Here is a 15,471-nt window from a genome sequence, read left to right on the forward strand (position 1 = left end):
TAGCACTGAAAAACAGGGAAAAAAAGAGAAATGCTTTCACTTTGTAACATTGTTTTGTTTTTGCATTATCTGCATGTATTTATTGTACAATTTTTTCATTCATGATATAATAGTACAAATATCACGTGCAAATAATACAAAACAACACACAAAGGAGATCCCCATGGCATACATCGGCGTACATCTGGAAAATTCTATTTCTATCGATGAATTATATACCGTCCATTATTTTGAATACATGAGCACCTTTTCATTTGCAGGAGAATCTCATGATTTCTGGGAATTTCTCTATGTCGACAAAGGCGAGATTCACGTCACTGCCGATTCTCTTCGCACAACACTGAAAAAAGGAGATATTATATTTCATAAGCCAAATGAATTTCACAATGTAGAAGCCACCGGAACGATTGCTCCGAATCTTGTCGTTGTGTCTTTCTCTTCTTCCAGTCCGGTAATGGGATTTTTTGAAAATAAATGTTTCCACATTGATGAGGCGGAACGCAGTCTGCTCGCAGAGATCATCACGGAGGCCAGAAACTGCTTTTCCATGCGTCTGGACGATCCATATCTTACGCATATGGTGAAAAAATCACCGGAAGTCTTCGGTTCGGAACAGATGCTCCGGATTCTTCTGGAACATTTTCTGATCCATATTGTAAGACGCCTGTCGACGCCCGCAATTCTGCAGAAGGATATTCCAAGGCAACTGCAGAAAACCACCAAAAGTCACAGTGACAGCGAGGTATTCAACCGTGTGATCCATTATCTGGAACAGAATCTGAGCCGTCACATCTCGCTGGAACAGATCTGCCGCGACAATCTGATCGGGCGATCCCAGCTGCAGAAGCTCTTTCACGACAGGACGCAAAAGGGTGTGATTGAGTATTTTTCGGAGATGAAGATTGATGCGGCCAAACAGATGATCCGCACAGAGCATATGAACTTTACACAGATTTCCCAACAGCTTGGGTACTCTTCCATCCACTACTTCTCACGGCAGTTTAAAAAAATAGCCGGTATGACACCTTCAGAGTATGCTTCTTCTATTAAGGCAATGGCGAAAGGAGGTTTTGAATAAATGGCGGAAAAATTATCTATGCAGCAGAAAGAATATCAGAGCATTATTCTCAAGCAGGAAATTAATATTACCAATATCTATTCGATTCATTATTTTGAATACTCCCGCGACTTTGTATTCGAAGGCGAATCCCACAACTTCTGGGAACTGCTGTTTGTGGATTCCGGTGTGATCGAAGTCACGGCGGATGAGAAAAAGTTTCCGCTCGAAAGCGGAGAGATCGTCTTTCACAAACCCAATGAGTTTCATGCACTTCGTTCCAACGGGAAAAGTGCTCCCAACCTCATTGTAGTTTCCTTCGACTGTACGGCTCCGTGCATGAGTTTTTTTGAAAATAAAGTCCTTCGCGCAAATGATCTCGAGACTCAGTACCTCAGCCAGATCATTACGGAAGCGAAACGTACCTTCTACACTCCGCTGAATCACCCTTATGTTTCCAGGCTCCGGCGATTCACGAATACACCTTTCGGAAGTGAGCAGATCATCAAGGCTTCCCTGGAACTGCTTCTGTTAAACATGCTCCGCCGCTGTGCGCATTCTACAGATGTTCAGCGATTTCCTACGGGCGCAGTTACCCGTACCAAACGAAATGACAAAAAACTACTGGAACAGGTAACTCTTTACCTTTCCAATCATGTCTATGACACTCTGACTGTCGCAGACATATGCCGTGACAACATCATCAGCCGTACACAGCTTCAGCAATTATTCCATCAGCACAAGGGCTGTGGTGTCATCGAGTTCTTTTCCCGTCTGAAAATCGAGACGGCAAAGCAGCTGATCCGGGAAGGCCAGTATACATTTTCACAGATTGCGAATATTCTGAACTATTCATCCTACCAGTACTTCTCTTTGCAATTCAAAAAATATACACGTATGTCTCCTTCCGAATACAGTTCATCAACCAAATACTTCAATACCAATCAGGCAGAAGAATAAATTTTCTTACCACAAAAAAGACTGCTGCAGAATTGATATCCAGATTCTGCAACAGTCTTTTATATTATGTTATGTTTTAGCCTTTTACTCCACCGGATGTAAGACCTGCCACCAGATGTTTCTCGATCAGCAGGAACAGTACAACGACCGGAATCGTAGCACACAGGGAAGTAGCAAACAGATACTGCCACTGTATGAAGTTAAAGCCGTAGAATACATTGATACCTACCGTGATCGGTTTGAATGCATCTGTAGAGATCAATGTCAATGCGATCGTATATTCATTCCATGAATTGATAAATACAAAGATCAGAGTGGTAATAATACCCGGAGCCGCTACCGGAAGCAGAACCTTGATCAGTGCCTTTACCGTACCACATCCGTCAATCTTCGCTGCCTGTTCCATTTCAGGAGAGATGGACACAAACGTACCACGAAGCAGCCAGATGGCAAATGCCTGGTTAAATGCCGCATTCAAAAGAATCAGACCCAGGATCGAGTTATTCAGACTGATATTCACCATCATCTTATAGATACCAACCAGAAGAACAACCGGTGAAAACATCTGACTCATAATAACAGCACCCATGAAGATTCCTTTTCCCTTGAATTTCATACGGGACAGTGCATATGCCGCCGGAATTCCGCAAAGGATCGCAAGAAGCGTTGCTCCACCCGCGATCAGCATGGAGTTGATGAAGTACTGAAGTACCGGAGCTGCATCCCAGATCTCCACGAAGTTCGACCAACGCCATATCTCAGGGAGAATGTGGTCGATCGCGTACATTTCGTTCTTGTCCTTAAGTGCCGTAATAAACATCACGAAGTAAGGATATAATATAACGATACACAGAAGTATTACAAATACATATAAGGCAACTTTCTGCCAGCCTTTTTTCTTTGCTGTCATCTTAATCTTCCCCCTCTCCGCGAAGTGACATGAACATGTAGATACTTGCAAGGATTGCCAGAATCACAAATCCGATCACGGATACTGCCGCTGCCTGTCCGCTCTTTCCTTCTGTAAATGACAGCTTATACAGGTATGTAACCAGCGTATGTGTCTGATCCGCAGGTGCTCCCTTGGAGATCGTCCATACGATCGGGAAGGAGTTAAATACGTAAATAATATTCAATACTGTAGATACTGTAAGACTTGGGCGAACCAGAGGCAGAGTGATCTTGAAAAGCTTGCTCCAGAATCCGGCACCGTCTACTGCCGCGGATTCATATAATGCAGCATCGATTCCCTGCAGTCCGGACAGCACGCAGAAGGTAACAAACGGAAATGTTACAAAGATACCGACCCAACATTCCCACGCAAACATGCTCTGCGCAGTTCCCGTCCAGTTTACAAAACTTTTGATAACACCTAATTTTTTCAAGAGAACATTCAGTGAACCATAATCCGCATTCACAATATACTTCCAGATTACAGACTGAATTACGAGTGCGGTTGCCCACGGAAAGATGACAACTGCACGGACGAGCTTCCGTCCGAAAAACTCCTGATTCAAAACCATCGCAAGGATAAATCCGATAACCGTCGACAGACCAACAACTGCGATCGTCCACACGAAAGTATTCCGTAATGTCGTCAAGAATGCCGGCTGACGAAATACTTCCAGATAGTTCTCAATACCGTTAAATCCTTTGATCAGACCGCTTCGTCCCACCTCGGAAAACGATATCTTGAATACGGAAATAATCGGAACTACGATCATGGTCACCATCAGGAGCACACTTGGCAGCAGCCAGATATACGGCTGAAGTACCAACAATGCTTTGTTCTTTTTACTCACTATAGCGCCTCCTCTTCATTCACTTTTCTTAAAAAACGAGGGCCGAATCTGCCGGCCCTCGCAATTTATATTATCATATCAACTATTGATAAACGAATTACTCAGCAACCTCAGCCTGAAGATTATCTAAAGCAGTCTGAGCATCCATGGTGCCGCTGCATACCTGCTGCTCAACATCAATAACACCATTTCTTACATCCATCCACTCTGTCTTCTGCATTGGATAGAACTTGCAGTTAGGAAGAACTGCACAGAATGTTGCGAAGTATTCGCTGTTTCCTGTTGTATCTTCTGTTCCGCCTACAATGTATTTCTCTGCGTTCTCAGCAAGGTTTGCAGAAGCATCCTGAGTTGCAGGTAAGAAGCCTTCATATACCATGTAGTCAGAATATGTCTCTACTTCATAGAATGCATCAAAGAATTTTGTGATAGCTTCTGTACGTGCGTCGCCGGCTTCCTCATCCTTGAATACCATTAACTGGTCACATACACCAAGTGCTACATGCTCGCCCGGGATATCTGCAGCTTCATAATTTACTGTAGAATCTGCAGCAACCATGTTCATAGGTCCGATCATCATAGCCAGTGTTCCTGCACTGAATGCATCCTGTAATGGATAACGTGTATCTGTGAACGGTGCAGAGTTGCAGTATCCGGAATCAATAAGGTTCTTAATGTACTCAACTGCTTCTACGTTCTCCTCTGAATTCAGAGCCCAGTCACCATTGTCATCTACAAATCCGCCGCCAAAGTTCCATGTATAGTAAGAGAATGCAGCCTGACCCTCATCAGTAGAGATATCAAGACCCCAAGGAACAATCTCATCACCATAAGTATCTTTGATTGCCTGGCATGCTGCAAGAACATCATCCCATGTTTCCGGAGCAGCATCAATACCAGCGCCATTTAACAGATCCATGTTGCAGAACAGAGCACGGCAGGATGCCAGAATCGGAAGTGCCCATACAGTTCCGTCAATTTCATTGGACTCCCAGAAGCTCTGAACGAAATTAGCCTATAATTCATCAGATACATATTCTTCTGCAGGCATCAGCAGATCATCTGATACATAATCAGCAAAACCGCTGATGTTCAGAATGTCCGGCTGCTCCTGTGTAGAAATACGTGTGTTAACAACTTCATAAATGTCATTCCAGGAAACGATCTCGATGTTAAGATCAATTCCTTCATTGGCGCTTTCAAAGTTCTCTTCAAACTCTTTCCACCACTCCTGTGTGTAGTTACCATACTGGGAAATGATAATATCTAATGTCACATCCCCAGATTCATCGCTTCCGCTCTCGCTTTTCTTTCCGCCGCATCCAACTAACATGGAAGCTACCATTGCAGTCACAAGAAGCATTGATAAAAACTTTTTCATATCTTTGTCCTCCTTTTTTTGTGCAGGGCCCAGCTCACTCCCTGCTGCTTGTATAATAAATTATACATACATTTGGCCCTCTGCGCTTCATATAATTGTCCTGTTATTACATATAATTATCCTACAACGGGTAATAATTTGACCAAAAAATCTTTACCACATTAACGTGTTTACAGCGCATTGCACAATTTTTAACGAACTATGACCGACTGCACATATACAATTTCTGTCCACATATCACACAATCTCCATCAGAATTGCTCTGCACGGCGCCCCGTCACCTCCGCCAAGATTCAGTGGAGCAGCATTCAGAAAATAAACGCCTTCCGGCACCATATCCAGGCGGATTCCCTCCAGAAGTACGATCTCCGCCCCCAGAATCTTCAGGTGTACCTCCATCGGTGCATCTGCCGGCCCAAAGGTCTGCGATTCATTTCCAAGAAGCAGGATTCCGGCTTCCGCAAAGACATCTGCCGCTTCCGCCGACACCACAGCATCACCTTTGATCAGAATTCGCTTTGCAGATTGTCTGTCCGCTTCCCTCGCCTTTTCGAGAATCCCGATCGCATCCTCCGCTGTCAGAGTTCCTTCCTGCTCTGTCACATACGCATACCCGACAAATCGCTTAAGTTCCAGTTCATCTATGGTTTTTCCGTCTTCCAAAAAGTGATACGGTGCATCTACATGTGTTCCATTATGCGAACACATACGGAATGCTGACAGATTGCACGCTGATTCTTCCGATATTCTGGACAACATCTCTTTTTCCGGTACCGGATCCCCGGGATATACCTCGCATCCGAATACTTCCTGTGATATATCATAGATCTTCATGAATTCCCTCCATTTATATACGCGTCATGTGTTCTACCTGCATAATGGTTCGTTCCGCCATCTCCTTTAATGACATCTCGTGATATCCATGTACACTGGTGTGAGCAATTCCATCAAACGCTTCATACCATTTCGGATCGATTGCCTCAAACCCATGCAGTGCTCCCATCACTGAGCCGACGGTCGCTCCATTACAGTCAGTATCAAACCCGGCCAGTACCGCAGCCGTGATCGCAGCATCAAACTCTTCATAACACAGCAGACATGCAGTTACCAGCATCGCATTCGGTATGGTAAGACACCAGTCATACATCTCTTCCTCACGGTATCTCTTATGTACTTCATCGACCATCGCCTCATAAGTCCATCCGTCTTCCTTCCACCGGCATACCTCATCCAGGCTTTCCTTCAGACGGCTTCTGGGAGGAATCTGCAATAATGCCGCACAGATCCTTTCCTTCATGGAAAGCTCCGGTACAAAGCACATACTGATCAGAGCTGCAATATACATCTCTCCATATACGCCGTTCTTTACGTGTGATACAGATGCGTCCAGATATGCCATACGCGCAGCCTCGCCAGGGTTTCCGGGATTGATGTACCCAAAGAAGTCGCCCCTGATCTGCGCACCGATCCATTCTCTGTACGGATTGCATAACACCGCTGACTTCGGCGGCAGAACTCCATTCATCAGATTACGGATCGCAGCCCGCTCTGCTGTACAGGCATGGAAAGCCGGGAATCCCAGAAGCCACGCTTCCGCAACATCTTCTCTGGTGAAATTCCTGCCATAACGCTCCAGCAGTTTGAGAGCAATCATTGTATAATTGATATCATCGTCGTTTGGAAATGTTCCCTTCAGATTCTGATACCAGCATACCTTCTGTCTGTCATAGGAGGTCATGGGATCCATTTCCCTGAGGTCGTATTTCTGACGGATCTCCTCCTTCCCGGACGATGAGATATAATATTGAAGCGGCATCTGATCGGTATCTTTCAGATAAGCATGAATCTTTCCGCGCATCCAGCCTTCCACCGGCATTCCCAGCACACAGGCAATCACCCTTCCATAGATCGCGCCGGTGATTCTGTTTCGAAGTTCCTCTGTATCATATGCATAGATTTTCTCGGCTTCGCTGCTCAGGCAGTTTCTGATATCTTCAAGGGCTGTCGGTTCCTGATATCTGAAATCCTCCTTTATCGGCGCCTCTTCCATCCTGATCAGAAGCTCCTTCGCCTGCCGGTTTCGCTCCTCTTCATCCTGGATTGCAAGGATTCGGTCTATCTCCGGTGCATACGGTTCCACACACCGACCTTCATCCATACATTGTCGATACTCATCCTTCAACATATCTTCATAAAAGATCCACAACATTTTTTCTTTTAACATTGCTATTCCTCCTCATTTATTCTAGAATCGTACAATCATTTTCTGTCAAATTCTTTCATCTGGGTCTTGGGATTTTCCCGGAGCGCTCAATGGCTGCACTTCAATTCCAATCTCCCGCAGAAACATCTGTCCGACATGGGAAAGTTCTCTGTCCTTTCGAATCAGGAAAACATTCAAAACATACATTCCTTCATTTGCAATAGATCGTACCACCATATCGGACGTCTTCTTCTCATCACCTTCTGCATATGGAATAAGTGCAATCGTTTGAAAGGATCTTGCCCATTCAACAGCCGTTTCGTTAATTGATGTGATAATGGACACATTTGGAGCAACGGCATGTTGCCCGAATACCGTATAAACAATATTTAAAATATCAAATGGAATCGCAAGCGGAATTCCGATAAAATCTGTAATTTCCAGTGGTTCCTCAGATGCCGCAAGAGGATGATCTTTTGGGATAATTGCCACAATATCATCCTTTTCATAAGGGAAACTTGTAAGGGAGTTATATTGAGGAATACTGGCGCGGATTAATCCGATCTCCGTGATGCCGTTTAAAACATTGGGAACGACAAAATCACTGGGAATTTCGTATACATCATAATTGATGTCCGGATTGTTTTTCACAAACTTCTCAAAAAGTCGATGGATATAATGAATCGAATTTCCGGCAGGGATAGAGATCTTGAGCTGTTCCCGATATCCGGACTGCTGGCAGGAAATGGAAGTGCCAATACTTTCTTCGATCCGGCACATTTCCCTTGCCTTAATATAAAATATCCGACCCGCTTCCGTCAGTTCAATGGAACGACTCCCCCGGTTAATCAGTTTCGCTCCGTAGGTACGCTCAATATTTTTCAACTGATTACTCAATGACGGCTGTGCGATCAGGAGACGTTTTGAAGCTGCAAGAATACTTCCGCTTTCTACTATGGCAACGAAATTCCGATAGGATTCCAGAGTCATTCAATCACCCTCCATATAATAAAAATATTATATTTCATACGTAATATTAGTAATTTTATTATAATTCACTTTCTATTATAATACAAGCGTTTGAATTTAATCATTTATCCGAATTCACGGAATACCAAAGAGCATGAAAACATGCAGAAAGAGAGGAAATATGACAAACATTTTAACAGACGTTCTGGCTGTCATCGGAGTTGTACTGAATGGACTCCCACAAGGATTACTGGCCCTTACTTTCGGATTTGCATCCATTCCTACGGCAATGGCTTTTTTTATTGGCGCGATCGGTAACACCGTAACGCAGAGTGTTGCACCAATTTCATTCCAGGCAGAAACAATCACCTATGCCGGAAGTGCCGGAAAAAACCGTTCCGAGCGATGCACCATGATTTTTCTGGGTGCAGTCATCATGGCTCTGATCGGGGTATTTGGTCTTTTAACAAAGATCGTTAACTTCGTCGGTGAGGATATCGCTTATGGAATGATGGCCGGTGTCGGTATCATTTTGACAAAAGCAGCCATCGATATGGTTGCAAAGGACAAGCTGGCAGGAGGGGTCTCCCTTGCAGCTGCAATGATCACTTATTACATTACCAGAAACAATGGCAATACTTTGGTATACACCATCGTTATCTCTGTAGTGGCATCCTGTATCGCAAATGCCCTTTTCAAAAAAGAAAAAGAAAATATTGTCGTTGTTGACGACAAATTCATCCGTCAGAAATTTACCATCAATACAAATGTTATCATGGGTGCTCTCGGTATGGTCTGCCTGAATATCGGTTCTAATATTTCTTTTGGATCCATCACCGCCAGCATGGCAACCAGCGGAAATTATAACATTGATCATCTGACAGTAATCTCTTCTCTGGCTGATATGGGATCTTCCTTCTTTGGAGGGGCTCCTGTAGAATCCATTATCTCCGCAACTGCCAGCGCACCGCATCCGGTCTGGGCCGGTGTAGCAATGATGGTTGTGATCGGCGTAATTCTGATTCTTGGTATCCTGCCAAAAATCAGCAAATATGTTCCGGCCTCTTCCATTGCCGGATTTTTATTCGTGCTTGGAATATTCAAAACGGTTGCTTTAGACGCACCGGCTGCGCTTGCAACCAACGCGGCTGTCGGTGGATCAACTCTGGTTGTCACAGCTGTTACCAACCCATTCCTTGGAATGATAGCCGGTATCATTGTAAGATTTCTTGGAATTTAATTTATAATCTGGAGGAAATATCATGACTGAATATACAATGGAATTATGTGGAGTTCATAGAGTACTTCCATTTATCCCAATCAATGAAGATACCGCTTTTGCCAGTTTTGTTGTTTTGGGAGACACAGAGCTTGTCGCTGCCTGCGCCCCAAAACTGGCAGAATTAATCGGTCCGGTGGATGCCATTCTTACTGCGGAAGCAAAGGGAATCGCTCTCGCCTATGAGGTCAGCAAATGTCTTGGATTGAAGGAATTTATTGTTGCAAGAAAAAGTAAAAAATCTTACATGCAGGACGTTGTTTCCGCTTCAGTCCATTCCATCACCACAACCGGAGAACAGCATCTGTATCTGGACGGTGTAGATGCGGGAAAGATTCGCGGAAAACAAATCTGTATTATTGATGACGTAATCTCAACAGGAGAATCGCTTCATGCTCTGGAAGTTCTTGCAGAAAACGCAGGTGCGCAGATTGTAAAAAAAGCTGCTTTACTGGCAGAAGGCAAAGCCGCTCAAAGAGAAGATATTCTGTTTTTAAAAAAACTTCCTCTCTTTACAAAAACAGAGGACGGATATAAAGAAATTACGGATTAAAACTTTACAGGGATGATCGCAAAATCTTTTGTTATATGCAGTTTTTACAGGAACGCTCCGGCACTGACTCGCTTACCTCGGCTTTTCTTGTAAAAACTGCATAATACCAGAATGATGCGAATGTATGATACAACAATCCATCAAAATGTGATGACCGTGCCGGTTCTTCCCTCCAGGGCGTCTATCGCTTTATCAAGGCTTGTTATAATTGCCCTCTTATCCGGATATGTACGTGCAAATTTCATGGCTGCCTCTACTTTCGGAAGCATACTTCCGGACGCAAACTGTCCTTCCTCCACATACCCTGCTGCTTCTTTCAGACTCATATGATCCAGATTCTGCTGATTTTCTTTTCCCCAGTTAATAGCTACTTTTTCCACCTCGGTCAGGATCATGCGAACATCCGCATCTACCTGCTCTGCCAGAAGTTCTGCCGCAAAATCTTTGTCAATGACAGCCGGAACTCCCTGGAGTGTTCCATCCATCTTTTCAATCACCGGAATGCCTCCACCACCACAGGAAATCACAATCGAAGAGGCCCATAGGTTCTTAATTGCGTCTATTTCTACTATTTTCTTCGGAATCGGTGATGCAACAACTCTTCTCCAGCCTCTTCCTGCATCCTCCTTCATGGTGTAGCCTTTTTCTTTTTGCAGAACCAGGGCCTCTTCCTCACTGTAAAAAGATCCGATCGGTTTCGTCGGATTCGTGAATCCGGGATCTTTTTCATCAACTACTACCTGTGTTGCCACAGTAAGCACCGGACAATTTTATTTCTGACGCTCAATGCATATTTTAATGCCTGCTGAATGTGATATCCGATATAGCCCTGACTCATGGCGCCGCATACATCAAACGGCATCGCCGGTGTTACATCATTCGCAGACTCAGATGCAAGTAAGATTCGTCCGATCTGCGGCCCGTTTCCATGTACAATTGCAACTTCATATCCTTTGCAGCTGATATCTGCAATCTTTTCACATATTCTTTTTACTGCTTCCAGCTGACATTCTGCCGTCGGAGCACTGCCTTTTGTCTGGAGCGCATTACCTCCTAATGCAATTACAATTTTTTCCATAACCTGATCACCCTCCTGACTTATTTTCTGCTCTTTTCCTTATATATTTCCAATATTATTCTCTCTGTTTCTTCAATTTCATTCTCTTGCATATAAATTTCAAATATCTTATAATTTGTGTAAGAAACCATCAATCGGAGGTCAAACGAATGTCAAAACTGGTACCGATTCAAAGCATCTACTGTTCAAACGAGGACGAATCCAGATTATGCGGCTTTGATGTAGAAGTGATATCCGCACCCACCACCCCTTTGATCCATCCCCTGTCCAGATTATGGCTGATAAACGAAGGCGAAGGTACTCTTTTGCTAAATGATAAAGAATATCATCTTCAAAAAGGGGCTCTCGTTTCCGTCCTTCCATGGCAGATCACAGATATCATAGAGGTGAAATCACCTCTTCAATTTTTTGTTGTCGCCTATTACTTTGATAACATTAATGAAATCATCAAAACATTTTATAATCCGGACAGTGTACATCTCTCCGTCGCCCAATCCATGTTCAAGGCACCTATCGCTTCTCTCGACACGCAAAGTTATGAACAGATGAAGCAACTATTTCTTCAGATCAAGGAAGAGCTCCAGGCACAGTCGCAGATAAACAGTTCCGACTCCAGTTTCGCTGTGGAATCGCATGGTATAAGTAATCTATACATAACAAACAAGCTGATAGAAATCATCGTTTCATTTATTCGCGCCAACCGGACCATGCCGACATCAGCCTCCTTAATTGAAGCCAGTGAAATATTTCAGTATTTATATACTCATTTAAACGAAAAGATCACTCTTTCTATGCTGTCGCAAAAATTTTACATGAGTGAGTCTGCAATCAGCTCGTATATAAAGAAAAAAACCGGATTATCATTTTTTGATCTGTTAAACGAAATGAGAGTCGGCAAAACTATCAATTATCTATTGTATACAGATTTTACACTGGAAGAACTCGCTGAGATTCTGGGCTTTGTTGACAGCGCTCATATCAGCAAAGTTTTTCTGGCACGAGTCGGAATGCGAGCGAATGATTTCCGGAAAACCTACCAGTCTGTCGGGGAAAAATGCCGCATCAAAGACCGCCGGGTCTTCTATTCTATTGTCTCTTATATATACAGACACTATGCTGAGGATCTGCACCCCAGAACAGTCAGTGACCAGTTTGGCATATCACCAAAAGAACTGAATCGTATCTTACTTTTCCAGGTGGAAATGAATTTTAACGATTATCTGAACTACATACGGGTGAATCGTGCCTCCGAACTCCTTCTGGAAACAGATAAAAGTATTCTTACGATTGCACTTGAAGTTGGTTACAATACAGAAAAGACTCTGTCCCGTAATTTTCTTCGTTTTCGTTCGATGACACCGGGAAACTTCCGGCGTTCAGTCGAATTACAGAAAAATGATATCTGAGGGCTGCTGTATCAGATACAGCAGTCCCTTCTTTCTTCTATGTCATATATAAGGTTATTTCATGACTCCCAGTCCTTTGGCAACGATTGTTATAAAGTCCTGTACATTGGTTACCATGGTTGTAGCACACAGGCTTCCTCTGTCTAACAGTTTATTCACTACAAACTCATCTGCATCTACGGTATACAGATATACCGGGCGTATAGTTCCATCATCCATCACCCGGAAAGATGGTGTCATATTACCTGTTGCAATTGTGTGCAGCATCGTCGCAAGACAAATAACGGTGGTAGACTTGCGTACCAGACTTCTCATCGTATCGGCAGCTTCATATACATTTCCGATTACTTCCGGAAGCGGACCATCATCCCTGATGGAACCGGCCAGTACAATTGGCACGTTGTTTCTTACACAGCTGCAGATAATACCGTCATCCAGATTATAATCTTTGATAAACTGCGGAATGGAACCGCTTCTTCTCACTTTGTTACATACATCCAGGTGGTTATAGTGTCCATTTGGCTGGGACTTCTGCGTATAGATATCCTGACCAAGTGCGGTGTGGAGAAGCGCACCTTCCAGATCATGCGTTGCGAGGGCATTTCCTGCCATAAGTCCATCTGCGTATCCGGCATCTATCAATGCACTCATGGCTGCTCTTGCATCTGCATCAAATGCAAATGCAGGTCCCATAACCCAGATAACATTTCCGTGTTCTCTTTCATGTCTCAGAAGCTCAAACAGCCTGTCGTAATCACGGGAATAAGACGTCTCACGGCTTCTTCCCTGACGGAATACGAACTGATCTTCCAGGATGGATTCCTCGTCTTCAAATCCATGACAGTGCATATAGATTCCATCTTCACATTTCTCGGTTCTGCCCAGGATTACTTTGTCACCTTTTTTAATATTTCTGGCTTCCACAACCGCCAGGTGTCCGTCATCACAAAGAATCACACAGGAATCCATACGGCTTTCTTCCGCCAGTCTCCACTCTCCGTCGATCTTAAAATATTCCGGATACATGGATGTGCTGTGATAATCATCCGGCGCTACACCATCCGTTTCAGCTTCTTTATACTGTACATCCGGAGCGTTCACAAACTGTTCTTTTGTAAAATCCGGATGATGATATTTTGGCATTTCAAATGACATAATCTTTCTCCTCTCCAAATACGTTTTAGCAAAGTGTTGCATACATAACGGCTTTAATCGTATGCATACGATTTTCTGCCTCATCAAATACTACAGACTGTTTTGATTCAAAAACTTCATTCGTAACTTCCATTTTTGTTTATAATCACCTTTCCCATCATTCTCCGGATTAAGGAGTTATAATCAGTTCTCTTACAAGCGGCATACTCATACAACGCGGGCCGCCTCTTCCTCTTGAAAGTTCTGAGCTTGCCATTTCAAGAACAATGACTCCGTTATCTCTTAAGATCTGATTTGTCACATAATTCCGGTCATATACAACTACCTTTCCCGGTTCAATACATAAGGTATTGGATCCGTCATTCCACTGCTCACGCTCCGATGCGATCCGGTCTTTACCGCCGCACTGAATCAGTGTTACCGAATCCAGTTTCAGATGGGATGCAAGGACTTCTTCCAATGAAGAATTCGTCTCTGCTACCTTAAGTTCTCCTTTTTTATCACCCTTCCTGATCTCAAAGATCCGCAATGTTCCCAGTATTCCCGGATGAATGGTAAACTTATCATAATCAACCTGCGTACAAACCGTATCCAGATGCATAAATGCACGAATTGCCGGAATATCGAGCGCCAGAATCGTCTCAATCTCCGAGGTTTCATCCGCAAAGATATTCTGCGCCAGCAATTCTATTGCCTCCGCTGTTGTCCGCTGCGAAATACCGACCGCCAGCACCTGATTGCTTAAGTTCAGGATGTCTCCTCCTTCAATTGCATAAGGAAATTCTCTTTTATAATAGAAAGGCGTCTGTCCTGCAAAATTCGGATGATTCTCCAGCACATATTTGCCGAAAAGTGTTTCTCTTCTTCTTGTGCGGGAATACATGCGGTTTAAACTGACCCCATTTCCGATACATGCGAACGGATCTCTTGTAAAATACAGATTCGGGATCGGATCAAGTATAAACTGGTTGTCCGTTTTAATCAGATCCACAAGCGGACGTTTTGTCCGGACTTTCAGTTCCCCGGCTCTGACTCCCGACATCAGCTTCAGCACCAGTTCTTTCGCATCCTGAATTTCATTCAGATAGGCGAAAAGGTAATCTCTCATCCGCTCATCCACTACATTGCCCTCTTCTATGAATTGCCTGATAAACTGATCCTTCAGCTCCCGGTTCTCCTTTAACACCTCCGCGATCAGATCCTCCAGATAGACAACCTCTACTCCCTGTCCCCTCATGATTCCCGCAAAAAGATCATGTTCATTCTGCGCTGTTTTCAGGTAAGGAATATCATCAAAAAGAAGTCGTTCCAGATCGTCCGGTACAAGATGCTCAAGTTCCTTATCCGGTCTGTGAAGCATAACCTGCCTTAACTTTCCTATTTCACTTTTCACCTGGATCGCCATATCTTTCCTCCTTCGCATATTTGCTTTATTATATTAATTTTAGTATCTCAATGAATTTTCTTTCGGACATTCAAAAAATAAAAACGGGTATTTTAATCGGTTCTTTTAATTCTAAAAAAACAAGTTAAAATACAAGAAAAAAACCTTTAAAAGTCCGACCTGATATTCTTGTACATATTGATGTATGTATATAAATCAAAAAAACTCGCACATATAACACTGC

12 protein-coding genes and 3 pseudogenes are annotated in these 15,471 nt (G+C 43.6%); 5 read left to right on the top strand and 10 right to left on the bottom strand.

Annotation, left to right across the window (positions count from 1 at the left end):
- Positions 1 to 163: 163 nt before the first annotated feature.
- Both ABE547_RS04335 and ABE547_RS04340 read left to right on the top strand, forming a co-directional pair.
- Complete coding sequence (locus ABE547_RS04335) at positions 164 to 1,078, top strand: AraC family transcriptional regulator (RefSeq protein WP_347377599.1); 915 nt, start codon at positions 164 to 166, stop codon at positions 1,076 to 1,078.
- Complete coding sequence (locus tag ABE547_RS04340; RefSeq protein ID WP_347377600.1) at positions 1,079 to 2,017, top strand: helix-turn-helix domain-containing protein; 939 nt, start codon at positions 1,079 to 1,081, stop codon at positions 2,015 to 2,017.
- A 76-nt stretch (positions 2,018 to 2,093) separates the two neighbouring features.
- On the opposite strand, the gene ABE547_RS04345 is transcribed toward ABE547_RS04340, so the two are convergent.
- From ABE547_RS04345 to ABE547_RS04370, 6 genes and pseudogenes are all read right to left on the bottom strand, one after another.
- Positions 2,094 to 2,927: a carbohydrate ABC transporter permease gene (locus tag ABE547_RS04345; protein ID WP_347377601.1), complete on the bottom strand. Its 834-nt coding sequence runs from the start codon at positions 2,925 to 2,927 to the stop codon at positions 2,094 to 2,096.
- 1 nt (position 2,928) lies between these two features.
- Complete coding sequence (locus tag ABE547_RS04350; RefSeq protein WP_347377602.1) at positions 2,929 to 3,819, bottom strand: sugar ABC transporter permease; 891 nt, start codon at positions 3,817 to 3,819, stop codon at positions 2,929 to 2,931.
- 97 nt (positions 3,820 to 3,916) lie between these two features.
- A pseudogene (locus tag ABE547_RS04355) lies at positions 3,917 to 5,200 on the bottom strand (extracellular solute-binding protein).
- A gap of 237 nt (positions 5,201 to 5,437) precedes the next feature.
- Positions 5,438 to 6,034 (bottom strand): cyclase family protein, encoded by a 597-nt coding sequence (locus ABE547_RS04360; RefSeq protein ID WP_347377603.1) that lies wholly within the window; start codon positions 6,032 to 6,034, stop codon positions 5,438 to 5,440.
- Positions 6,035 to 6,047: 13 nt separating this feature from the next.
- Positions 6,048 to 7,424, bottom strand: a complete 1,377-nt coding sequence (locus tag ABE547_RS04365; RefSeq protein ID WP_347377604.1) for an ADP-ribosylglycohydrolase family protein — start codon at positions 7,422 to 7,424, stop codon at positions 6,048 to 6,050.
- A 45-nt stretch (positions 7,425 to 7,469) separates the two neighbouring features.
- Positions 7,470 to 8,393: a LysR family transcriptional regulator gene (locus ABE547_RS04370; RefSeq protein WP_347377605.1), complete on the bottom strand. Its 924-nt coding sequence runs from the start codon at positions 8,391 to 8,393 to the stop codon at positions 7,470 to 7,472.
- A gap of 160 nt (positions 8,394 to 8,553) precedes the next feature.
- On the opposite strand from ABE547_RS04370, the gene ABE547_RS04375 reads away from it, so the two are divergent.
- A complete protein-coding gene (locus tag ABE547_RS04375; protein WP_347377606.1) occupies positions 8,554 to 9,612 on the top strand; it encodes an NCS2 family permease in 1,059 nt (352 codons plus the stop codon).
- 22 nt (positions 9,613 to 9,634) lie between these two features.
- On the top strand, positions 9,635 to 10,204 hold the full coding sequence (locus ABE547_RS04380) for a phosphoribosyltransferase family protein (protein ID WP_347377607.1): 570 nt from the start codon (positions 9,635 to 9,637) through the stop codon (positions 10,202 to 10,204).
- 140 nt (positions 10,205 to 10,344) lie between these two features.
- Here the strand turns inward: ABE547_RS04380 and arcC are convergent.
- Positions 10,345 to 11,282: pseudogene (gene arcC / locus ABE547_RS04385) on the bottom strand (carbamate kinase).
- Between the two features lie 149 nt (positions 11,283 to 11,431).
- Here arcC and ABE547_RS04390 point away from each other — a divergent pair.
- Positions 11,432 to 12,688: an AraC family transcriptional regulator gene (locus ABE547_RS04390; protein ID WP_347377608.1), complete on the top strand. Its 1,257-nt coding sequence runs from the start codon at positions 11,432 to 11,434 to the stop codon at positions 12,686 to 12,688.
- A gap of 54 nt (positions 12,689 to 12,742) precedes the next feature.
- Here the strand turns inward: ABE547_RS04390 and ABE547_RS04395 are convergent, their stop codons facing one another.
- From ABE547_RS04395 to arcA, 3 genes and pseudogenes are all read right to left on the bottom strand, one after another.
- Positions 12,743 to 13,843: a hypothetical protein gene (locus ABE547_RS04395; protein ID WP_347377609.1), complete on the bottom strand. Its 1,101-nt coding sequence runs from the start codon at positions 13,841 to 13,843 to the stop codon at positions 12,743 to 12,745.
- Between the two features lie 25 nt (positions 13,844 to 13,868).
- Positions 13,869 to 13,982 (bottom strand): annotated as a pseudogene (locus ABE547_RS04400) (ornithine carbamoyltransferase); the annotation flags it as partial.
- Positions 13,983 to 14,012: 30 nt separating this feature from the next.
- Positions 14,013 to 15,248, bottom strand: coding sequence for an arginine deiminase (arcA, locus tag ABE547_RS04405; RefSeq protein ID WP_347377610.1), 1,236 nt, complete (start codon positions 15,246 to 15,248; stop codon positions 14,013 to 14,015).
- Positions 15,249 to 15,471: the final 223 nt, after the last annotated feature.

The organism is Dorea sp. YH-dor226 (assembly GCF_039832105.1).
Classification (GTDB): Bacteria; Bacillota; Clostridia; order Lachnospirales; family Lachnospiraceae; genus Dorea_A.